Source organism: Hydrogenophaga sp., from assembly GCF_011390835.1.
In the GTDB taxonomy this organism is placed as follows: domain Bacteria; phylum Pseudomonadota; class Gammaproteobacteria; order Burkholderiales; family Burkholderiaceae_C; genus Hydrogenophaga.
Genome location: NZ_JAABRQ010000003.1, coordinates 73,305 through 94,438, shown reverse-complemented (window position 1 = coordinate 94,438; position 21,134 = coordinate 73,305). Strand labels below are relative to the sequence as shown.

Below are 21,134 nucleotides of genomic sequence, written 5' to 3'. Positions count from 1 at the left end.
AACTTAGCGGATCGTGAGCGGCGGATCGCCGGGGCGGCTGTGAGGTGGCAGCGGGCGCGCCGGCACCGAGTCCGGGTAGCCCAGGTTTTGTTGCACCGGCAATCGCTGGCCTTCGGCCGCCGGCATCACGATATAGAACTCATTGCCTTCGCGTTGGTCGAGCTGGGCGCGCTGGTAAGCGATTTCGGCGCCATAGCGCTCGCACAGTTCGCGGCAAATGTAGAGGCCGAGTCCGCTGGACCGACTCTCGGAAGAAAAGAAGGGCTCGAACAGGTGGCGCCGCACGCTGGCTTCCAGCGGTGCGCCATCGCTCCACACCGACAGGCGTACCCGGTCCGACGCGCTGGACTGGGTGATGACGCGGATCGATGCCCGTTTCTTGCTCGCATGGCGCAACGCGTTGTCCAGCAGGTTCACCAGCAGGCGGCGCAGGTGCTCGGGGTCAAACCCGACCATCACCGATGGCGCGTGGGCATGCACACTGAGCAAATCCTGAGCCTGGTTTTGGCGGCTCCATTCGTGCGTGATCTGGCGCATCGACTGGTCCAGCGGCAGGCTGGGCTGGCTGGTCAGCGCCTGGTCGGGCCGCACGCGCGCCACGTTCAGGATGTCGTCCACGATGCGCGAGAGGCGTTGCGCATTCTGCTCGATCATCTGGGTCAGCCGCTTCTGAGCGGGCGACAGCTCTTCTTCGTCCAGCAAGGCGTTGGCCTGTGTGATGGCGGACAACGGGTTGCGGATTTCGTGCGCCACCGCCGCCGACATGCGGCCCATGGAGGCCAGCTTCTCGGTGCGCACCTGGGCTTCGATCTCGCGCTGGTCTTCCAGGAACAACACACACAGCCCGCCGTGCCGTCCCGAGGCTGCGGTCAGCCGGCTGCGCGCAAACAAGCGGTGGGTGGTCAGCTCGTCGAGTTCGATACTCAACTCGGTCTCCAGCGGGTGGCCGAGGGTGAAGGTTTCAGTCACCAGGTTCGCTAGACCCGCCCAGCTGTCGCGCGCCGAGAGCAGGAGCTTGGCGGCATGGGGGTAGTGGTCGCCCATGAGCATGCCTTGCGCGGCTGGATTGGCGCTGCGCACCACGCCGTCGTGGTCCACCACCAGCACGCCTTCGCTCAGGCTTTCGATGACGAGTTCGTTCACCTGCGCCTGCGTGCGGGCAGCCGCCTGGCTGCTTTGGGCCACCGCTTCCTCGCGGGCCAGCCGCAAGGCAAGCTGGTTGGCCAGAAAGGCCACGATGAAAAAGCCGGTGCCGGTCAGGGCTGTTTGCAGGAATCGGGCGGTGGAGATGTCGCTCAGCAGTGGCGCGCTGAGCCAGGCCTCGCCCAGCAGATACAGGGTGACCAGGGCGGCCGTGCCCAGTGCGAGCACCAGGGGCCCGAGGATGGACGCCAGCAGCACCGGCAGCGCAAACAGCGGTGTGTAGTTGATGCCCCCTTGCTGGAAGGTCTGCAGCAGGCCAAACACCAGCACGTCCACTCCGATGGTGAGCAGCCACTGCAATCGAACCGGCTTGCCGGGCTGGATGGGCCGCGACCACAGCAGCACGGCCAGTGCGGCGCTGAGGTGAGCCGCGCACAAGGCCACCAGCCAAGGCGGGCCACCTGAGCCGGTGAGCACGACAAAGGCTTGCAACATAAGCAGCACGCCAGCGATGAACACGCGGGCGCGCATGAAAGCGCGCCAGAGCCGCACAAAGGAGCGCACGCGCTGCTCGCGACCGTGGGAGCTGGTGCTCTCCAGTGCCGAGAACCAGGACGGCGCGAACTGCGAGGTTTGCTCGTATCGCGCCATGTCAGCTGCCAGCGTGACGCTGCGCACGCTCAGCCTGGCGCGTCATCCGCCGTGGCCCTCGCGCTGCTCGCGGTGTTCGGGGCAGCAATACGGACCCAATCGGCCGCTGATCGACTCGCTCTCCGGCAGGTGGGTGCCGCACTCCTTACAAGCCACCATGATGCCGGGCTTCGGCAACGGCTTGCGGGCACGCGGCGGAGGGGCCTGGCGTTCGGCCTGGCGACCGCTGCGCCAGACGTAGAAGGCGACAAGCACCACCGCAATGACGAGCAGGTACTTCATGTCAGCTGCGTCCGAGCACCACTTCGAGCACGAAGCGCGAGCCCACGTAGCCCAGCAACAGGAAGCCAGCACTCAGGTACAGGGTCCGGATGGCGGTGCGGCCGCGCCAGCCCAGGCGCCAGCGACCCCATAGCAGCGCGCCCATGGTGATCCACGACAACACGGTGAAGACGGTCTTGTGGTTCCAGTCGAACCGGTTGTTGAAGACCTCTGAGAACCACCAGCCGGCGACCAGGGTGGCGCTGAGCAGCACGAAACCGGCACCCACGAAGCGGAAGGTCAGGCGCTCCAGGGTGAGTAGTGGCATGCTCGACTCTGAGGCCGTGCCCAGCCGCATCGCTTTTTCGGCCCGTTGCATCATCCAGGCGTGCACCACTGCCACTCCGATCAGGCCGTAGGACGCGATACCCAGTGCCCAGTGCACTGGCAGCCAGCCCGAAGGCAGGGTCGGATGGGTGGCGCCTGGAAACAGCAACGCGAGCAGGATGGCCAACGTGCCCAACACCGCCAGCGGCCAGCGGGCGCGCAGCTGGGGAAACAGCCGACTTTCGATCAAGTACACCGTGAAAACCAGCCACGCGGTGACCGAGAGCGCAGGCCCAAAACCAAAGCGCACCGGGTGGTCAGTGAGCCCGATCGTCAGCACCAGCAGGTGCAGCAGCCAGGCGATGGCGAGCAGGGTGCGCGTCTGCGCAGCGCTCAACCGAGGGTAAGCCCACGCGAGCACCGCATAGGCCAATGCCGCCACCGCGGACAGCAAGGCCGCGGGCGGATTCGTCATGAGGGCGGGCAGCAGGTTCATCGGTGCGTGGTGGGCGCGATGCAGGCGTAAGGGGAGGGCGCAGGGGCGCCGCTAAAATTGAGATCACAGTTTAACGGGCTTGTCCGCTTGAAGACCGGGCCGCCCGCCGGGCTGGTGTGCCGGTTTTCCCGCCCCATCGCCCAGCACCCACCCGAGCGCACCATGGCATCAGCCCTTTCCGACCGACTCTCCCGTATCGTCAAAGAGATGCGGGGGCAAGCCCGCATCACCGAAACCAATGTCACCGACATGCTGCGGGAGGTGCGCATGGCGCTGCTGGAGGCCGACGTGGCCCTGCCGGTGGTGCGCGACTTCATCGCGCGGGTGAAAGAGAAAGCGCTGGGCCAGGCCGTCGTAGGCTCGCTCACGCCCGGTCAGGCGCTGGTGGCCATAGTCAATCGCGAACTGGCCGCCACCATGGGCGAGGGCGTGGCCGACATCAACCTCGCCGCCCAGCCGCCGGCCGTGATCCTGATGGCTGGCCTGCAAGGGGCGGGAAAGACCACCACCACCGCCAAGCTGGCCAAACACCTGATCGAGAAACGCAAGAAAAAGGTGCTTACCGTCTCGGGCGACGTTTACCGGCCGGCCGCGATCGAGCAGCTCAAGACGGTGACCGCGCAGGCTGGCGCCGAGTGGTTCCCCAGCACGCCCGATCAGAAGCCGTCTGACATTGCTCGCGCGGCCATCGACTACGCCAAAAAACATTTCTTCGACGTGCTGTTGGTGGACACTGCCGGTCGCCTCGCGATCGACGAGGCGCTGATGCGCGAAATCCAGGAGCTGCACACGATCCTGAAACCGGTGGAGACCCTGTTTGTGGTGGACGCCATGCAGGGCCAAGACGCGATCAACACCGCGAAGGCCTTCAGCGATGCCTTGCCGCTCACCGGCATCGTGCTGACCAAGACCGACGGCGATTCGCGCGGTGGTGCGGCGCTTTCGGTGCGCGCGGTCACCGGCGCGCCGATCAAGTTTGCAGGTGTCTCCGAGAAGATCGACGGGCTGGAGGTGTTTGATGCCGAGCGTCACGCCGGCCGCATCCTGGGCATGGGCGACATCCTGGCGCTGGTCGAGCAGGTCACGGCGGGGGTGGACATGGCCTCAGCGCAGAAGCTGGCGGCCAAGGTCAAGAGTGGCGCGGGCTTCGACCTCAATGATTTTCTGGAGCAGATCCGCCAGATGAAGCAGATGGGCGGCCTCTCCAGCCTGATGGACAAGCTGCCCAGCGCGCTCTCGGCCAAGGCGGGCCAGATGGACATGGGTAAGGCTGAGAAAGACATTGCTCGCAAAGAAGGCATCATCTGCAGCATGACGCTCAAGGAGCGGCGCAAGCCCGAAATCATCAAGGCCACCCGCAAGCGCCGCATCGCCAACGGCGCGGGCGTGCATGTGCAGGAAGTCAACCGCCTGCTCAAAGAGTTTGAACAGATGCAGGGCATGATGAAGCAGATGAAGGGCGGCGGCCTGATGAAGATGATGAAGAAGATGGGCGGCATGAAAGGCATGCCGAAGCTGCCCGGCATGGGTTGACCGAAGTCAAGCCCGCAGCCTCTCGCCCCGCCCATACTGGGGCACCATGCTGCTCGGCATCGAACTTGCCCTCTCACTGATCGCGCTGGTCGTGGCGCTGTGGCTGCGACCTTGGCGCATGCTACCCGGCGCCTTGCTCACCCCGACGCTCGCTGCTTTGGTGCTGCTCCCCGGGCTGTGGCTGTTGCCGCAAACCCTGCCACCAGGTCTTCAGGTGCAGCTCTCCGGCGCCTGCCTGCTGGTGCTCATGCTGGGCTGGCCACTGGCGGTGTTGGTGCTCGCAGGGGTGGCCATGGCGGTTTGGGTGCTGGGGCAAGCGGAGCTGTCCGCAGTGGTGTCGCAATGGCTCTGGGTGGGCCTGGTGCCGGCCACACTGGCGCTCGGCATTGGCGCCTTGTTGCGCCGCTGGCTGCCGGCCAACCTGTTCATCTACACCCTGGGCCGAGCATTCATGGGCACTGCCGCCGCCGTGTTCCTGTCGGGGGTCATGATGGAGATGCTGCACCGCCTGGCCGGTGCGCCAGCCATGGAGCAGGCGCTGGTGGGTCGCTGGCTGATGGCCTGGGGCGATGCGTTCCTGACCGGCATGTTCGCCACCATCTTTGTTGCCTTTGTCCCGCAGTGGCTCGCCACCTGGTCAGACGCGCGTTACCTTGATCGCCGCTGAACAGCGCCAGCCAAAACCCCGCGCCACGCACGGGAACCTGTACTCAGCCGTGTGGCGAGCCATTGTTCGGCGCAGGATGCAAAAGCCAGCATGTTCTGGCGTTTTTCTGTGCTGAAGGATCCCCTCCCATGAAGAACTTGATGATTGGCCTGACCGTGTTGTTCTCTGGCGCAGCCATCGCGCACGGCTGCCCCGGTGAGATGAAGGCGATTGATGCCAAGCTAGCTACCCAACCAGCGATGACCGCAGACGCCAAGGTTCAGGTCACGACCCTGCGGGCCGATGGCGAACGACTTCACAAGGCCGGTGACCACACCGCCTCGATGAAGGCGCTGGCAGACGCCAAAAAGCTGCTCGGCCTCTGAGCAATCGGTGAAAGGCGGGCCGGCTCAGGCCGGCTCGTTCACCACCACCTCGCCGCGCAGCGAGTGCGCCTGGGTGCTGGTGATGCGCACGTCGATCATCTGGCCCACCAGACGCGCAGCGTTCGGCCCGGCCGGGAAATTCACCACGCGGTTGCATTCGGTGCGGCCCATGAGTTCAGGCACTTCGGCACTGGACTTGCGTGAGGGGCCTTCGACCAGGATGCGCTGCACCGTGTCCTGACGGCTGGCGCTGATGCCCTTCACGTTGGCTTCGATTGTGGACTGCAGATGCTGCAGCCGCTTGAGCTTGATGGCGTGTGGCGTGTCGTCGGGCAGGTTGGCGGCTGGCGTGCCGGGGCGCGGGCTGAAGATAAACGAGAAGCTGATGTCGAAGCCCACATCGTCGATCAGCTTCATCATCTTGCCGAAGTCGTCTTCTGTCTCGCCGGGGAAACCGACGATGAAGTCGCTGCTCATCTGCAGGTCGGGCCGGATGGCGCGCAGCTTGCGCACCGTGCTCTTGTATTCCATGGCGGTGTAGCCGCGCTTCATCGCCATGAGGATCCGGTCTGAGCCGTGCTGCACCGGCAGGTGCAGGTGGTTCACCAGTTTCGGAATCTTGGCGTAGGCCTCGATCAGGCGTGGTGTGAATTCGTTGGGGTGGCTGGTGGTGTAGCGGATGCGCTCGATGCCGGGAAGGTCAGCCACGTATTCGAGCAGCAGGGCGAAGTCGGCGATTTCGCCACTGTCGCCCATGGGGCCGCGGTAGGCGTTCACGTTCTGACCTAGCAGATTGACCTCGCGAACGCCCTGGTCTGCCAGTCCGGCGATCTCCACCAGCACGTCGTCAAACGGGCGGCTCACCTCTTCGCCGCGCGTGTAAGGCACGACGCAGTAGCTGCAGTACTTGCTGCAGCCTTCCATGATGGACACGAAGGCACTGGCGCCATCGACGCGCGCCGGCGGCAGGTGGTCGAATTTTTCGATCTCGGGAAAGCTGATGTCGACCTGCGGCTTCGATAACTGGGTGCGCGCGTTCAGCAGCTCGGGCAGGCGGTGCAGCGTCTGTGGACCAAACACCACGTCCACATAGGGCGCGCGCTTGATGATCTCGGCGCCTTCCTGGCTGGCCACGCAGCCACCCACGCCGATCAGCACGCCTTTTTTCTTCAGGTGTTGCACGCGTCCCAGGTCGGAAAACACCTTCTCCTGCGCCTTCTCGCGCACCGAGCAGGTGTTGAACAGGATCAGGTCGGCCTCGTTGACGTCTTGCGTTGGCTCGTAGCCCTGTGCGGCGTGCATGACGTCGGCCATCTTGTCCGAGTCGTACTCGTTCATCTGGCAGCCAAAGGTTTTGATGAAGACTTTTTTGCTCATGGGGCGGACGGCGTTTGGCAGGCGGTGCACAAGGCACGAGGCCCGCAGGATGCGGGCGGTGGCGGCGGTGAGGGCGCGGTGGGCGCCCGCGCTCAGAAGTTGCGGTCGCTGGCGAGCGGGCGCTTGAGCCTAGCTTCGGCAGGCGTCAGGATCCACACGTCGTGCACCAAACCGGTGGGCTCCAGCGTGTAGTTGACCGTGAGTTCCTGGTTCACCAGCGTGGCTGACAAGACCATCATGCTGTTGGCGCCGCGGATGCGGGAGCCAGGGGACAGGCGGGCGGGCCGTCCGTCCATGGTGATCTCGGGTGGTTGCAGCACGACCAGGGTGCCGCGCAGGGCGCTTTCTGGAAAGGTGCGAGGCGTCGCGTCCTGGGCCAGGGCGGTGCCGGTAAACGACAGCAGCAGGGCGGCTGTGATCAGGTGGCGGCGGGGCGGGTGTGAGGAGCAGCGGTTCATGGTGTGTGTCCAGAGGCTGGTGGGGCGACCCGGCGGGTCAGGCTGAGACCGAAATTGTCGCACGCCCATCGGTGGCAGACCTTTGGTTGTTTGACGCTCGCGCGAATCAGGGAGCCGGGCGGTCGGCGTCAGGCAATGGATAGGCGTCGGCCACATAGGCCGGGCCTTTCATCACGAGCACGATGAAGGCACCAATGGCCACGGTGAGCACTGCAGTCCAGTGGAAGATCACCAGGCTGATGAGGTAGATGTCCGCCGTGGTGATGCGCGTGGCCACTTCCACTTCGCTGCCACTCCAGGGCAACAGGCGCATTACCCCCGCCAGCAGGGCGGCCAGCGCCGTGCCGACCCACAGGATGCGGGGCAGGAGACGCAGGATGTGGCGTTCCAGGCCGGCGGGCGACTTCTGGAAACCGGGCAGGGTGTTGAACCAGGACATGGCAGGCAATGGGCCGAAGCGGTGTGACAGCGATGAATCATGATAAAACCAAGTGTGCAGTTTGTCCAAGACAAATAGCTCTCGCCTTCCCGGTGTCCCAGTTTTCAGGAATTTGCACATGCAAACACCTTTGCTCGACCGTTTGCGCCACACGCTGGCGCTTCTTTTGCTGGCGTCTGGCGCCCTGCTGGCTGGCTGTTCCAGCGCGCCACCTGCCGGCGTCAGCGTGGTCACGCCGTTTGATGTCAACCGCTACCTGGGATCCTGGCTGGAGGTGGCTCGGCTGGACCACCGGTTTGAACGCGGCCTGAGCCGGGTGAGCGCCAACTACAGCCTGAATGACGACGGCAGCGTGAAGGTGATCAACCGCGGCTACAACGCCGAGAAGGGCGAATGGAGCGAGGCCGAAGGCCGCGCGGTGTTCACCGGCGACGCCAACACCGGCTCGCTCAAGGTCTCGTTTTTTGGCCCGTTTTACGGCGGTTACCACGTGATCGCGCTCGACCCGGGTTACCGCTGGGCGATGGTGATCGGCCCTGATCTGGGTTACCTCTGGATCTTGTCGCGCGAGGCGCACCTGCCACCTGGAGTGCGTGAACGCCTGCTGGCCCAAGCGGCTCAGGCCGGCGTGAACACGGCGGAGCTGATCTGGGTCGATCACTCGCCGCTTCCGCGTTGATCTGGAGCCGGCCATGGCGCTCAGCGTGGTCTGGTTCAAGCGCGACCTGCGCGTTCAGGACCACGCGGCGCTGGCCGCTGCGGCTGCGCGTGGGCCGGTGCTGTGTCTGTATGTATTCGAGCCCAGTGTGTGGCAGCAGCCAGACGCCGCCACGCAGCACCTGCACTTTGTTTGTGAGAGCCTGTGCGACCTGGACCAATCACTGAAAGCCCTCGGCGCGCGGCTGACGGTGGTCTCCGGCGAAGTGACCGAGGTACTGGAGCAGCTCCTGCTGGCCCAGCCGTTTGAGCACCTCCATTCCCACGAAGAAACCGGCAACGGCGTGACTTACCTGCGCGATCAGGCGGTGCAGCGCTGGTGTCGTGAGCGGGGCGTGATCTGGACCGAGTGGCCGCAGTTTGGTGTGGTGCGGCGCCTGCGCAGTCGCGATGGCTGGGCGCGGCGCTGGGAAGCCCATGTGCGGGCGCCGCAGGCCTTGGCGCCCAAGCGACTGCAAATGGTGTCTCTGCCCTGGGCCGAGTCGGAAATGCCTGATGCTGCCGGGCTGGGACTCAGCGACCAGGACCCACCGCAACGCCAGCGCGGTGGGCGCGTGCTCGCGGCGGAAGTGCTGCACGATTTTCTCAACGAGCGCAGCCAGAGTTACCGGGGCGGCATTTCCTCGCCGCTGTCGGCACCCACCGCCTGCTCACGTCTCTCGCCTTACCTCGCACATGGATGCCTGAGCCTGCGCGAGGTGGTGCGGGCCACGCGCGAGCGCCTGGCCGCCCTGCCGCCAGAGGCGCGCCACCATCGGCTGGGCCTGGAAGCCTTTGTGAGCCGGCTCGCCTGGCATTGCCACTTCATTCAGAAGCTGGAAGACGAGCCCGAGCTGGAGTGGCGCAACCTTCACCGCGGCTATGACGGCTTGCGCGAGGATCACTTCAACCCTGCGCACTTCGCCGCGCTCACCGAAGGCCGCACCGGCTGGCCGCTGGTCGACGCTTGCGTGGCCATGTTGCGCGAGACCGGCTGGGTCAACTTCCGCATGCGCGCCATGCTGGTGTCGGTGGCGGCGTACCCGCTGTGGCTGCACTGGCGGCCAGTAGGCGAATGGCTGGCGCGGCAGTTTCTCGACTACGAGCCCGGCATTCACTGGAGCCAACTGCAGATGCAGTCGGGCACCACCGGTATCAACACCACCCGCGTCTACAACCCGATCAAGCAGGCGAAGGACCATGATCCGCAGGGGCACTTCGTACGCCGCTGGTTGCCGGTGTTGCGCCGCGTGCCCGATGCCTGGCTCCTGGAGCCCTGGCGCATGCCCCCGAGTGTGCAGGCGAGGTGTGGCGTGCGCTTAGGGCTGGACTGGCCGCTGCCCGTGGTGGATCTGGAGTACGCCACGCGCGAGGCCAAGACGCGCCTGCACCAGCGCCGCGCCCTGCCCGAGGTGAAAGCCGGCGAGGCCGACATCGTGCGTCGCCACGGCTCGCGCTCGCGGGCCGCTGAGCAGACCGGGCGCACGCGCTCGGCCGCAGAAGCGGCGCAACAGAGCCTGTTCTGATGCCGGCGGTCCTGCACTGGTTTCGCCACGATCTGCGCCTGCACGACAACGCGGCGCTCCATGCTTCACTGGGGCGCGCCGAGCGCGAGGGCTTGGCGTGGTTGCCGATTTGGTGGGCGGGCGACCGCTGGTCCGGCGACTCGCCCTGGGGCATTCCGCGCGCGGGCGTCCACCGCCAGGCCTTTCTGAATCAGGCGCTGGCCGATCTGAGCCGGTCGCTGCAGGCGATGGGCAGCGGTCTGCTGGTGCTGCGCGACCCGTCGCCTCAGGTGTTGATCGATCTGGCGCGCTCGGTGGGCGCCGTGGGACTGGTGGCCGAGGACATCGCGGCGCCGGATGAGCAGGCCGAGGTGGCTGCTCTTGAAGCGAAGGGGCTGGCGGTGCAGACGGTCTGGCAGTCCAGCCTGCTCGATCCTGCGGACCTGCCGTGGGAGACACACGCGGTGCCCGATGTGTTCACCGCGTTTCGCCAGGGTGTGGAACACGCTGGCGTGCGGGCGCACGAGCCGCTGCCGGCGCCCACGCGCTGCCCGCCTTGGCCTGAGGCGCTGGCGTGCCCGCCACCGTGGTCGGAACCTGAGGCATTGCCACCGGGTGCCATCGATGCCCGATCGTCTTTCCCTTACGGCCAAGCCGCCTGGCACGGCGGCGAAACCGCGGCCCTTGCCCACCTGGCGCAGTACCTGGCGCGAGATCTGCCCCACACCTACAAGATTACCCGCAACCAGCTGCAGGGAAACGACTTCTCCAGCAAGTGGTCACCCTGGCTGGCCAGTGGTGCGCTGTCGCCCCGCGCCGCGCTGGCATCCCTGCGAACCTTTGAGGCGGAGCGCGGTGCCAACGAAGGCAGCTACTGGCTGTGGTTCGAGCTGCTGTGGCGCGACCATTTCCGCTTCATGCACCGCAAACACGGCCGCCGCCTCTACCGCGCGCAGGGCCTGTCGAGCCGGCCTGAACACCGCGCGCCCATGCACAACGACATGAAGTTCGCGCACTGGTGCGCCGGCGAAACCGGCGAGCCGCTGGTGGACGCAGGCATGCGCGAGCTGCACCACACCGGCTTCTTGTCCAACCGCATGCGCCAGATCGTGGCCAGCCACTGGATGCATGGCCTGGGAGGCGACTGGCGCGCTGGCGCGGCGTGGTTTGAATCGCAGTTGCTGGACTTGGATGTGCACAGCAACACCGGCAACTGGCTGTACATCGCTGGGCGCGGCACCGATCCGCGCGGCGGGCGGGCGTTTGACGTAGCCAGGCAGGCGCAGCAGCACGATCCCGACGGGGTTTACCAGGCCATGTGGCAGTGAGCGGGATCACAATCGCGGCAAAGGAGACACCATGGCCCGATTGCATCCGCTGCCGCCTGAGACCACGCCCGAGTTGCAGCCTCACTTTGACTTTTTCCTGGGCACCCTGGGCTTCACGCCCAACAGTGTGCTGACCATGCAGCGCAAACCCAAGCTGGCGCAGGCGCTGGCGGTCATGAATGCCGCGGTGATGGATCCCGAGGGCGAGGTCGACCTGGGCTTTCGCCGCCTCGTGGGCCACGTGGTCAGCCAGGCCTCAGGCTGCCTGTATTGCCAGGCTCACACGCTGCTCGGTGCCCAGAATTTTGGTGTCAGCGAAGCTAAGCTGGCAGACATCTGGACCTACGCCAGCAGTCTGCACTACACCGAGCGCGAGCGCCTGGCGCTGGACTTTGCGCTGGCTGCCGCGTCCCAGCCCAATGCGGTGACCGATAGCCAGTTTGCCGAGCTGCAGCGGCACTGGAGCGATGGCGAGATCGTGGAGCTGCTGGGCGTGGTGGCGATGTTTGCGTTTCTCAACCGCTGGAACGACACCATGGCGACGCCGCTGGAAGCGGTGCCGAGCGCGCTGGCGTCTGCTGTGCTGGGTGCGCAGGGTTGGCGGCCCGGCAAACACGGCGGCGAAGAGGGGGCTTGAGCAGGCGGTTGCCGCCCGGCGCGTCCGGGCCTATTTCCAGCGCAGCGGCACGATGTGCACGCTGCCTTGCGTACTGGACAGTGTGAGCTCACCTTCTTGAATCGTCGCCTGCAGCTGCATGCTTCGCTCGGCCAATGCGGCCAGCGCGGGCGCGGCTTCGCTGGGCAGGCGCCAGGCCTGCAGCTTCTCCAGGCGAGAGACCTTGCTCTCCATCCCGCGCCACCACACGTCGGCCGCCGATGCAAACGCGTAAACAAACACCGCGTCGGCCTTGCTGCAGGCCTTGGCCAGCGGCTTGTCTTCGGGTTGTCCGACCTCGATCCAGATCCGTTTGCGACCGGTGTAATCGGTCAGCGACACGTCGGGATCGTCGGGATCGGACAGGCCAGCGCCAAAGGCCAGGGTGCCGTCGCCGCCGCAGGTGTCGACCAGCTCGTGGGCGTGGATCGCCAGCGCCACCAGGCGGACCATCATGCGTTCATCGGTCTCGCTGGGGTGGCGGGCCAGGGTGAGCGCGTGGTCGGCGTAGTAGCTGTGATCGATGTCGGCGATCTGCAGATTCGCTTTGAAGATGGTGGATTTGAGGGCCATGCGAGGCAAGAGGCAGCGATGGGCGCATCCGGCAAAAGGATGCAGGCAACAAAAAAGCGAACGCCGTTGCCGGAGTTCGCTTCTTGAATCTGGTGGCGATAGGTGGACTTGAACCACCGACATCAGCATTATGAATGCTGCGCTCTAACCAACTGAGCTATATCGCCGGAAGACGGGCATTATAGACCAAGCTTGGTGCGGTTTTCTGCCGCCAGCGTTGCGCTCAGCTGGGCTTCTTGGCGTAAGACGCACACCACCCCTGGGCGCTGACCTGCTTGCCTGCGAACAGCGGGCACGGACCACTTTCGCTGCCCGCCGCGCCCTGATACAGGACACAGTTGGCGCAAGCCGAGCCTTCGACAAAGTTGGGGTGTTTGACCTTGTCCACGCGGGCCGCGTCGGACACATAACCCAGGGCCATGGCGGTCGGCTCGGCCTCATCGACCATGGGACCAGCGGCCGCGGCCGGGGCAGCCGTTGCGGGCGCAGCGGCCGGTTCCGGCGCGGCCATAGGGGCGGGTGCGGGCGCCACCGGAGCTGGCGCAACGGGTGCGGCTTCGGGTGCGGGTGCTTTTTCCGAACAGGCGGCAGCCAGGGCGGCGCCCGTGAGGGGCACCATCATGATGAATCGGCGGCGGTTGGTCATGGCAGGATCTCCTTGGGGTTGGGCTTCGGCCTGGGCTTCGACAGATGGAAGCAGGCTTGAAACAGTTGTCTTTTCGGTTATAGCCCCAGCGAGGCACCGCGATTGTGAGCACTTGTTAATGCCGAGCGCCTCACGCCGCCTGGCGGCGCGGGCTCAGGCGTGTCGGAACGTGGGCTTGCGCTTGTTCACGAAGGCGTCCATGCCTTCCTTCTGGTCAGCGGTGGCGAACATGGCGTGGAACAGGCGCCGCTCGAACATCACTCCGTCGGACAATCCGCCTTCAAACGCGCGGTTCACCGACTCCTTGGCAGCCATCACGCTGATGAGCGAGTAGTCGCAAATCGTAAGGGCGGCGGCCAGGGTTTCGTCCATCAGCTTGTCCAGCGGCACCACGCGGCTCACCAGGCCGGCTCGCTCGGCCTCGGTGGCGTCCATCATGCGGCCGGTCAGCACCAGGTCCATGGCCTTGGCCTTGCCCACCGCCAGTGGCAGGCGCTGGGTGCCCCCTGCGCCGGGGATGATGCCCAGCTTGATCTCGGGTTGTCCGAATTTGGCGTTGTCGGCGGCGATGATGAAGTCACACATCATGGCCAGCTCGCAGCCGCCACCCAGAGCGAAGCCGCTGACCGCAGCGATCACCGGCTTGCGGACACCGCGGATGGTTTCCCAGTTGCGGGTGATGTAGTCGTTCTTGTAGACGTCAGCGAATTCGTAGGTCGCCATGGCACCGATGTCGGCACCAGCGGCAAACGCTTTCTCACTGCCCGTCACAATCATGCAGCCGATGCCGTCGTCGCCGTCGAATGCCTTGAGCGCCGCGCCCAGCTCGGTCATGAGCTGGTCGTTGAGCGCGTTGAGCTGCTTGGGGCGGTTGAGCGTGACGATGCCCACGCGGCCTTCGGTGTGCACGGTGATGAGTTCTGGGGTGGGGGTGTTGGTCATGGCGGTCCTCGGGTGGTTGCGATCAAACTGCCACCCACTATAGCGGTGGCCCATCCGGGAAAACATTCACCGACCGCTTGGTTGGTTAATGGTAAATTGAGAAAAAACGGTGTGTGGCCCGCGCCACCCGCCCACCCGAGGAGACCCGATTCCATGACCACCGCCACCGCGGAAGCCACCGTGCTGTTTGAGCAACGTGAGGCCGTTGCCTTGATCACCCTCAACCGCCCTGGCGCCCTCAACAGCTTCACGCGCGCCATGCACGCGGAGCTGTGGCGCGCTTTTGACCGCGCCGAGGCCGATGCCAGCATCCGTGCCATCGTGCTCACTGGTGCAGGTCGCGGTTTTTGTGCGGGTCTCGACTTGTCCGAGCTGGACTTCACGCCTGGGCCGAATCAGCTGGAGCGCGCCGATCCCGGCCCGGTGATCGAGCAGGCGTTCAACCCCACCACGCGCCGGATCCAGAGCTTGAGTGTGCCCATCGTGGTCGCGGTGAACGGCGTGGCGGCGGGCGCTGGCGCCTCACTGGCGATGGCCTGCGACATCGCGATCGCCGCGCCTGGCGCTAGTTTTGTGCAGGCCTTCAGCAAGATTGGTTTGATCCCCGATGCCGGTGGCAGCTGGTTGCTGGTGGAGCGCCTAGGGCTGGCGCGCGCCATGGCACTGGCCATGACGGGCGACAAGCTACCGGCCTCGCAAGCCAAGGAATGGGGCTTGATCTGGGACGTGGCCGACGACCCGGTGACCGCCGCCCTGGCGCTGGCAAACAAGCTGGCCGCCATGCCGACCAAGGCCCTGGTGGCCACGCGCGCCCTGTTGCGCGACGCCAGCACGCGCAGTCTGAACGAGCACCTCGATGTCGAGCGCGACACCCAGTCGACCCTGGGCGCGACCCACGATTACATCGAAGGTGTGACGGCGTTTCTCGAAAAACGACCACCCCAATTCAAGGGCGCATGAACATGACTCCCGATCAAATCGCTGCACGCGTTGGTGAGGTGATGTTTGCCAACGATGTGGCGAGCAAGGACACCCTGGGCATGGAGCTGGTTTCCGTGGCGCCGGGCCGCGCGGTGATGCGCATGGCTGTACGGCCACTGCACCTCAACGGCCACCAGATCTGCCACGGTGGCTTCATCTTCACCCTGGCCGATTCCACCTTCGCTTTCGCCTGCAATAGCCACAACCGCAACACCGTGGCTGCCGGCTGCAGCATCGAGTTTCTGAAGCCCGCGCACGATGGTGATGTGCTCACCTGCGAAGGTGTCGAGCAAATGCTGCAAGGCCGCCACGGCGTGTACGACATGAAGGTCGTCAACCAGCGCGGTGAGGTGGTGGCGATGTTCCGCGGCAAGAGCGCGCAGATTCCTGGCACCGTGTTCCCAGTTGCAGAGGTCCCCTCATGAACCACTTTCCCCTGGAGCCGATCGAGAAGGCCAGCATCGACGAATTGCGCGGCCTGCAGCTCAAGCGCCTGCAAGCCACACTGCGCCATGCCTATCTGAACTCGCCGGTCTACCGAACCAAGTTCGACGAGGCGGGTGTGCACCCGGACGATTGCCGAACGCTCGCCGACCTGGCGAATTTTCCGTTCACCACCAAGAAGGACCTGCGCGACAGCTATCCGTTTGGAATGTTTGCGGTGCCGCGCGAGCAATGCGCACGCATCCACGCCAGCAGCGGCACCACCGGCAAGCCGACCGTGGTGGGCTACACCCTGAAGGACATCGACACCTGGGCCACGGTGGTGGCGCGCAGCATCCGCGCCAGCGGCGCGCGGCCCGGCGACCTGGTGCACGTGAGCTATGGCTACGGCCTGTTTACCGGTGGCTTGGGTGCGCACTACGGCGCCGAAAAGCTGGGGCTCACCGTGGTGCCGTTTGGTGGTGGGCAGACCGAGCGCCAGGTGCAGCTCATGCAGGATTTCCGTCCCGACATCATCATGGTCACGCCCAGCTACATGCTTGCGATCGCCGACGAGTTCGAACGCCTGGGGCTCGATCCGCGCCAGAGCAGCATGCGCATCGGCATCTTCGGCGCTGAGCCCTGGACCAACGACATGCGAACTGCCATCGAAGCGCGCATGGGCATCGACGCTGTCGACATCTACGGCCTGTCGGAAGTGATGGGCCCAGGCGTGGCCAACGAGTGTGTGGAGACCAAGGACGGCCCGACCATCTGGGAAGACCATTTCTACCCCGAGATCATCGATCCCGACACCGGGGAACCGGTGGCAGACGGCGAGATGGGTGAGCTGGTGTTCACCAGCCTGACCAAGGAAGCGCTGCCCATCATCCGTTACCGCACGCGCGACCTGACGCGCCTGCTGCCGGGCACGGCGCGCACCATGCGCCGCATGGAAAAGATCACCGGCCGCAGCGACGACATGATGATCGTGCGCGGCGTCAACGTGTTCCCGACCCAGATCGAGGAGCTGATCCTGAAGCGCCCCGAGCTCAGCGCGCACTACCAGTGCGTGCTCACGCGCGAAGGGCCGATGGACAACCTGAGCGTGGTGGTGGAAACGCGCCCGGGGCTCTCGCCTGAAAGCATTGAAGCGCGCGCCGCCGCCAAGCAGCTGCAGCACGAGATCAAGGTGTTCGTAGGCAGCAGTGTGCTGGTGGAGCTCAAGCCCGAAGGCGGCGTGGAGCGCAGCCAGGGCAAGGCCAAGCGGGTGGTGGATTTGCGCCGGCGCTGACGCGCCCGCAGCAGATCAGCGTGGCTGGCCCAGCCAGCGGGCCAGCAGGCCCGCGTCACCCACGCCCAGCTTGACCGCCTGCGTGGGCTCGGGCCATGTCAGAGGGCAGCGCAGCAGGCGCTTGTCACGCGAGATCAGGGCGGTGAGTTGTTGGCGCTGGCCGCGTAAAGTGTTCACCTCGTCGAGCTTGCTGATGCGCCAGGCCTCGGCGCTCTGGCCGCGCTTCGGCGGTTTGAATTCCACGCCCAGCCATTCGTCGCCGGCGGCCATGCCGGCGGCCTCGGCCGCACCACCGCGCAACACGTTCTTGAGCGACAGACCGTTGGTCTCGGACACGCGCAGCCCCAGCTGTTGTGCCAGCGGCGCCTTGTCGTGCCTCACCTGGGTGCCGGCCTGTTCCAGCAGCTTCAACACCGGCAGGTCGGCCGTGCCGTGCACCCAATGCAGCAACTCGCTGTCGAAGGGCCGGCCGCCGACGCGCTTGAGCGCGCGCGCCACGTCCAGCTCGCGCACCGGCCCACCCGCGCAGCGCTGCCAGAGCTCGCGCATCACGTCGTCCAGCGTGCCACGGCCTTCGGCGCGCAGCGTGAGGTCCAGGCACAGGGCCACCAGCGCGCCCTTGGTGTAGTAGCTCACCGTGGCGTTGGGCGTGTTCTCCTGGATGCGGTAGTACTTGAGCCAGGCGTCGAAACTGGCCTGGGCCACGCTTTGCACGCGTTGCCCCGGCGTCTGAGCCACCTGGTTGACCGTCTTGGTGACGAGGTGCAGGTAGGTGGTGTCGTCGATCAGGCCGGCCCGGCGCAGGAATAGGTCGTCGTAGTAGCTGGTGAAGCCTTCGAAGAACCACAGCAGCTCGGTGTGGTTCTCGCGGTCGTAGTCGTAGCGCTTGAACTCGGCCGGGCGCAGGCGCTTGACGTTCCAGGTGTGGAAATACTCGTGGCTGATCAGACCCAGCAGTGTGGTGTAGCCGTCGGTGGCTTTGAGGGGAGCAGGCTTACCGCCCGGAGGCAGTGCTTTCGGTAAATCCGCTCGGATGCAGACCAGCGCCGTGGAATTGCGGTGCTCCAGCCCGCCATAGCCCTCGCCGCTGGCGTGCAGCATGAAGAAGTAGTTTTCGAAGGGTGCTTTTCCGCTGGTACCGTGCCAGAAATCGATCTGCGCCTCGCAGATGCGCTGGGTGTCGGTCAGCAGGCGTTCGCCGTCGAACCAGCCGCCGGCGCCGCTGATGACGAAACGGTGAGGCACACCGCGTGCAGTGAACTCGCCGCGCCAGAAGGTACCGAGCTCAACCGGGCAGTCGGCGAGTTCGTCGTAGTCGGCGGCAAGGTAGGTGCCGAAGCCGGCGGCGTCCACCTGTTGTGGTGTGAGGCCGGTGGCCAGCTGCCAGCCGGTAGGCAAGTTGTGTGCGCTCACCTCGAGCACGTGCGGCACGCCGTCCTGCCCGAACACGCGCAGGCACAGGCTGGTGGCGTTGAAGAAGCCGCGCGTGCTGTCGAGAAACGCGGTGCGCACCGAGGCGTCGAAGGCGTAGATTTCGCAGGTGAAGGTGAGCGGCGCCTTGGGGTCGGCTTGTGCCTCCCAGGTGTGTTTGTCGATCTGCTTGAGCGGCACCGGCTCGCCACCTTGCAGGGCGCGCAGGTGTTGCAGGTGCTGGGCGAACTCGCGCACCAGGTAGCTGCCTGGAATCCACACTGGCAGGCGCACGCGCTGGCGTGCTGCCGGTTTTGCCACGGTGAGCGTGACTTCGAACAGGTGGCTGAGCGTGTTCTTCACCTGCACCCTGTAGTGGATCGCCGGTGTGGCGGACAAAGCTTTGCGGGCGATACGAGGCTGGGCGGTGGGCATGGGGGTCCGATCTACAAAGCGCCGGCGCCGATGAAGCAGCTCAGGGCAGCCACGGTGGACAGGCGAAAGCGCAGCGTGAGCCAGCGCTGCAGGCCGGCCCTTGCATAGAGCGTGCGGTCGGCCAGGTAGCTCAGCACCAGCACAAAACCCAGCCAGGCCAGGCCGGCAAAGGGTGGCATCAGCACGCCGGGCCAGGCGAGCAGCGAAAGCGTGATGCCCCAGAGGAAATGGTTGCGCTGGCGGTGCGGTGCGCCGCTCTGCGGGCGTTGTCCACCGAGCCAGCCCAGGCCCCAGTGCACACCGCCGAGGAAAGAGGCGATGAGCGCGGCGTAGGCCGACAAAGCCATGGCCACCCAGGCCTGCAGGTTGGCGTCAACCACCCACAGCAGCAGCGCCAGGCCGGTGAATGGAATCAGACCGGCGTAGCCCAGGACCTTGATCAAATCCTGGTCCTGGACGTCGTCCAGCGTGTTGGGGGGCGTCGCTGAGCTCGACACGCTGGTCAGGGCTTGGCTTCGGTGAGGAATTTTTCAATGCGGTCGGCCGGGATGGCGCCGGGCACGCGCGAGCCGTCGGCAAAGATGATGGTCGGCGTACCGGTGATGCGGGCCTTGCGGCCGAATTCCACATTGCGCTCCAGCGCTGCGGTGTTGCACTCGGCCGCGGCTGGCGTGATGTCCTTCACCATCCAGTCAGTCCAAGCCTTGCCTTTGTCTTTGGCACACCAGATGTTGCGCGACTTCTCCACCGAATCGGCACCCAGGATCGGGTAGAGGAATAGGTGCACGGTGACGTTGTCGATGGTGGCCAGATCGCGCTCGAACCGTTTGCAGTAGCCGCAGTTGGGGTCTTCGAATACCGCCATCTTGCGCTTGCCATTGCCGCGCACCAGGGTGAACGCGTCTTTGATGGGCAGATCGTCAAAGGCGATAGCAGTGAGCTTGTTAACCCGCTGCTCGGTGAGGTCCACGCGCGAGCGGGTGTCGATCAGCGAACCCTGGAGCAGGAAATTGCCCTGGGCATCGGTGTAGAACAGATCGGTGCCGTTGAAGCGCACTTCAAACAGTCCGGGCATCGGCGTCTTGCTGATTTCGTCGATCTTGGGCAGGTTGGGCAGGCGCTCGGCCAGGTTCTTGCGGATCGTCGCTTCCTGCGCCCACGCGCCCAGGGTCAGGGCGGTCAGTACGGCGAAGAGGGTGGTCTTGAAAAATGTCATAGAAATGCCCTGAGGCCTGAAGGTGAAAAGAGAAAGGTGACGGCGGACCGGCGTCAGCCGACTTGCCCCATGGCCTGTCGGGCCAGCCAGTGTTTGAGCGGGCCCAGCCGGTCCACGCTGCGCAGGCCCCAGTTGCGCAGGGCCTGCACCCGCGTGTCGGGCAACGCAAACAGCCCAAACAGACTGTCGGTGAGCCAGCCCATGGTGTGTGCATCGGCCTGACGGGCTCGCTCGTAGCGCCGCAGCAGCTTCAGGTCGCCGAGTTCGCGCCAATATTCGCGCTCGTGGATCACGCGCGCCAGCTCGGCGACATCGGCCAGGCCCACGTTGAGGCCTTGCCCCGCCAGCGGGTGCATGGCGTGCGCTGCGTCACCGGCCAGCGCCACGCCGCCGCCGGGCGTGCGGGTCACCCAGCGGTGTGCGTTCGAGCGTTCCAGGGGCCAGGCCTGGGCGGGATTCGTCAATTGCATGTCACCCAATGCGTTACCGCAACGTGCCTGCACCGCCTGGGCCAGTGCCTGAGGGTCGCCGGCCAACCAGTCATCGGCCTGTTGCGCAGGGACTGACCACACCAGGGCTACCGAGTTCCCCAGCTCGCCTTCCAGCGGCAGCAGTGCCATCACCTCGCCTTGCGCAAACCATTGCCTGGCCACACCGCCGTGTGGCTGACCGCAGCTCAGGCGTGCAGCCACCGCCTTATGGGGATAGGGGCGCACGGCAAACGTGAGACCCAGCTCGTCGCGGGTGGCGCTGCGCTTGCCTTCGCAGATCACGGTAAGCGCGGCCGGGGGCGCTTCGCTCAGGCACTCGACGCTGCCCTGGAAGTGCACCGCGTGGGCCAGACGCTGCTCCAGGGCGGGCACGTCGACGATCCAGCTCAGTGCCGGCGTGCCTTGTTCGGCCGCCGAGAATTGCAGCCGGCCACCGTCGTCGCCCCGCACGTCCATGGCGGTCACCGGGGTGACGACCGGGGTGGCGGACTCGGGGAGGAGGTGGGCCAGGTCGGTGGGCTGGCCTTCGGGCCAGGCGCGCACCGAGCGCAGCAACTCGCGCGACGCGGCGTTGATCGCATAGGCGCGCACATCGTTGCTGGCGGACGCAGCGCGCGGCGGACTGACCAGAGCCACACGCAGCCGGTCGCGCGCCAGCAGCAGGGCCAGGGTCTGGCCCACCACGCCGCCGCCGCGCACCGCCACGTCAAAACGCCGGCGGCCAGTCGGGGGAGTGGAAACGCTTGCCATGAGAGGGATTCTAGGAGCAGGTCACAATTCCGCACGAAGCGCCCGAGGGCAACCCTCTGACCGGCACCGACT

Annotated in this window: 23 protein-coding genes and 1 tRNA gene; 10 read left to right on the top strand and 14 right to left on the bottom strand. The window is 65.9% G+C overall.

Annotated features, from left to right (window positions below; all coding sequences use genetic code 11):
• Positions 1-3: 3 nt before the first annotated feature.
• Genes GPT34_RS03430 through ccsA form a run of 3 tightly spaced genes read right to left on the bottom strand, consistent with a single transcriptional unit; the run spans position 4 to position 2,878 of the window.
• Entirely contained in the window at positions 4-1,794 is a 1,791-nt protein-coding gene (locus GPT34_RS03430; protein WP_291009702.1) for an ATP-binding protein, read from the bottom strand.
• A 42-nt stretch (positions 1,795-1,836) separates the two neighbouring features.
• A complete protein-coding gene (locus GPT34_RS03425; protein WP_291009700.1) occupies positions 1,837-2,076 on the bottom strand; it encodes a PP0621 family protein in 240 nt (79 codons plus the stop codon).
• A gap of 1 nt (position 2,077) precedes the next feature.
• Positions 2,078-2,878, bottom strand: coding sequence for a cytochrome c biogenesis protein CcsA (ccsA, locus tag GPT34_RS03420; protein WP_291009698.1), 801 nt, complete (start codon positions 2,876-2,878; stop codon positions 2,078-2,080).
• A gap of 162 nt (positions 2,879-3,040) precedes the next feature.
• On the opposite strand from ccsA, the gene ffh reads away from it, so the two are divergent.
• From ffh to GPT34_RS03405, 3 genes are all read left to right on the top strand, one after another.
• On the top strand, positions 3,041-4,411 hold the full coding sequence (gene ffh, locus GPT34_RS03415) for a signal recognition particle protein (RefSeq protein ID WP_291009696.1): 1,371 nt from the start codon (positions 3,041-3,043) through the stop codon (positions 4,409-4,411).
• A 46-nt stretch (positions 4,412-4,457) separates the two neighbouring features.
• Positions 4,458-5,078 (top strand): hypothetical protein, encoded by a 621-nt coding sequence (locus tag GPT34_RS03410; protein ID WP_291009694.1) that lies wholly within the window; start codon positions 4,458-4,460, stop codon positions 5,076-5,078.
• A 128-nt stretch (positions 5,079-5,206) separates the two neighbouring features.
• Entirely contained in the window at positions 5,207-5,443 is a 237-nt protein-coding gene (locus GPT34_RS03405; RefSeq protein WP_291009692.1) for a hypothetical protein, read from the top strand.
• Positions 5,444-5,467: 24 nt separating this feature from the next.
• Here GPT34_RS03405 and miaB read toward each other — a convergent pair whose 3' ends face one another.
• The 3 genes from miaB to GPT34_RS03390 all read right to left on the bottom strand — a co-directional run bounded on the left by miaB (position 5,468) and on the right by GPT34_RS03390 (position 7,717).
• Positions 5,468-6,820 (bottom strand): tRNA (N6-isopentenyl adenosine(37)-C2)-methylthiotransferase MiaB, encoded by a 1,353-nt coding sequence (gene miaB, locus GPT34_RS03400; RefSeq protein WP_291009690.1) that lies wholly within the window; start codon positions 6,818-6,820, stop codon positions 5,468-5,470.
• Positions 6,821-6,912: 92 nt separating this feature from the next.
• Positions 6,913-7,278, bottom strand: a complete 366-nt coding sequence (locus tag GPT34_RS03395; RefSeq protein WP_291009688.1) for a hypothetical protein — start codon at positions 7,276-7,278, stop codon at positions 6,913-6,915.
• Between the two features lie 106 nt (positions 7,279-7,384).
• Positions 7,385-7,717 carry a hypothetical protein gene (locus GPT34_RS03390; RefSeq protein WP_291009686.1) on the bottom strand — a complete coding sequence of 111 codons (333 nt, stop codon included), beginning with the start codon at positions 7,715-7,717 and terminating at the stop codon, positions 7,385-7,387.
• Between the two features lie 118 nt (positions 7,718-7,835).
• On the opposite strand from GPT34_RS03390, the gene GPT34_RS03385 reads away from it, so the two are divergent.
• Genes GPT34_RS03385 through GPT34_RS03370 form a run of 4 tightly spaced genes read left to right on the top strand, consistent with a single transcriptional unit; the run spans position 7,836 to position 11,883 of the window.
• The gene (locus tag GPT34_RS03385) at positions 7,836-8,396 is read left to right on the top strand and encodes a lipocalin family protein (protein WP_291009684.1); all 561 of its coding nucleotides are present in this window, start codon (positions 7,836-7,838) and stop codon (positions 8,394-8,396) included.
• 13 nt (positions 8,397-8,409) lie between these two features.
• Complete coding sequence (locus GPT34_RS03380; RefSeq protein ID WP_291009682.1) at positions 8,410-9,939, top strand: deoxyribodipyrimidine photo-lyase/cryptochrome family protein; 1,530 nt, start codon at positions 8,410-8,412, stop codon at positions 9,937-9,939.
• Positions 9,939-11,246: a DASH family cryptochrome gene (locus GPT34_RS03375; protein WP_291009680.1), complete on the top strand. Its 1,308-nt coding sequence runs from the start codon at positions 9,939-9,941 to the stop codon at positions 11,244-11,246. The genes GPT34_RS03380 and GPT34_RS03375 overlap by 1 nt, the downstream gene beginning before the upstream one ends.
• 31 nt (positions 11,247-11,277) lie before the next feature.
• Positions 11,278-11,883: a carboxymuconolactone decarboxylase family protein gene (locus GPT34_RS03370; RefSeq protein ID WP_291009678.1), complete on the top strand. Its 606-nt coding sequence runs from the start codon at positions 11,278-11,280 to the stop codon at positions 11,881-11,883.
• A gap of 30 nt (positions 11,884-11,913) precedes the next feature.
• Here the strand turns inward: GPT34_RS03370 and GPT34_RS03365 are convergent, their stop codons facing one another.
• The 4 genes from GPT34_RS03365 to GPT34_RS03350 all read right to left on the bottom strand — a co-directional run bounded on the left by GPT34_RS03365 (position 11,914) and on the right by GPT34_RS03350 (position 14,062).
• Complete coding sequence (locus GPT34_RS03365) at positions 11,914-12,474, bottom strand: YaeQ family protein (protein WP_291009676.1); 561 nt, start codon at positions 12,472-12,474, stop codon at positions 11,914-11,916.
• 90 nt (positions 12,475-12,564) lie between these two features.
• Positions 12,565-12,641: transfer RNA gene (locus GPT34_RS03360), tRNA-Met, on the bottom strand.
• Between the two features lie 56 nt (positions 12,642-12,697).
• Positions 12,698-13,120 (bottom strand): high-potential iron-sulfur protein, encoded by a 423-nt coding sequence (locus tag GPT34_RS03355; protein WP_291009674.1) that lies wholly within the window; start codon positions 13,118-13,120, stop codon positions 12,698-12,700.
• A 153-nt stretch (positions 13,121-13,273) separates the two neighbouring features.
• Positions 13,274-14,062 (bottom strand): enoyl-CoA hydratase, encoded by a 789-nt coding sequence (locus GPT34_RS03350; protein ID WP_291009672.1) that lies wholly within the window; start codon positions 14,060-14,062, stop codon positions 13,274-13,276.
• A 153-nt stretch (positions 14,063-14,215) separates the two neighbouring features.
• Here GPT34_RS03350 and GPT34_RS03345 point away from each other — a divergent pair, with 153 nt between their 5' ends.
• Genes GPT34_RS03345 through paaK form a run of 3 tightly spaced genes read left to right on the top strand, consistent with a single transcriptional unit; the run spans position 14,216 to position 16,760 of the window.
• The gene (locus tag GPT34_RS03345; RefSeq protein WP_291009670.1) at positions 14,216-15,022 is read left to right on the top strand and encodes an enoyl-CoA hydratase-related protein; all 807 of its coding nucleotides are present in this window, start codon (positions 14,216-14,218) and stop codon (positions 15,020-15,022) included.
• A 2-nt stretch (positions 15,023-15,024) separates the two neighbouring features.
• Complete coding sequence (gene paaI, locus GPT34_RS03340; RefSeq protein WP_291009668.1) at positions 15,025-15,468, top strand: hydroxyphenylacetyl-CoA thioesterase PaaI; 444 nt, start codon at positions 15,025-15,027, stop codon at positions 15,466-15,468.
• Entirely contained in the window at positions 15,465-16,760 is a 1,296-nt protein-coding gene (gene paaK, locus GPT34_RS03335; RefSeq protein ID WP_291009666.1) for a phenylacetate--CoA ligase PaaK, read from the top strand. The genes paaI and paaK overlap by 4 nt, the downstream gene beginning before the upstream one ends.
• 15 nt (positions 16,761-16,775) lie before the next feature.
• Here the strand turns inward: paaK and GPT34_RS03330 are convergent, their stop codons facing one another.
• The 4 genes from GPT34_RS03330 to GPT34_RS03315 are packed head-to-tail and all read right to left on the bottom strand — an operon-like array spanning position 16,776 to position 21,062.
• On the bottom strand, positions 16,776-18,605 hold the full coding sequence (locus GPT34_RS03330; protein ID WP_291009664.1) for a peptidase M61: 1,830 nt from the start codon (positions 18,603-18,605) through the stop codon (positions 16,776-16,778).
• Positions 18,606-18,616: 11 nt separating this feature from the next.
• On the bottom strand, positions 18,617-19,102 hold the full coding sequence (locus GPT34_RS03325; protein ID WP_291009662.1) for a DUF3429 domain-containing protein: 486 nt from the start codon (positions 19,100-19,102) through the stop codon (positions 18,617-18,619).
• A gap of 5 nt (positions 19,103-19,107) precedes the next feature.
• Positions 19,108-19,821 (bottom strand): DsbC family protein, encoded by a 714-nt coding sequence (locus tag GPT34_RS03320; protein ID WP_291009660.1) that lies wholly within the window; start codon positions 19,819-19,821, stop codon positions 19,108-19,110.
• 53 nt (positions 19,822-19,874) lie between these two features.
• Positions 19,875-21,062 carry an FAD-dependent monooxygenase gene (locus GPT34_RS03315; RefSeq protein WP_291009658.1) on the bottom strand — a complete coding sequence of 396 codons (1,188 nt, stop codon included), beginning with the start codon at positions 21,060-21,062 and terminating at the stop codon, positions 19,875-19,877.
• Between the last annotated feature and the right edge of the window lie 72 nt (positions 21,063-21,134).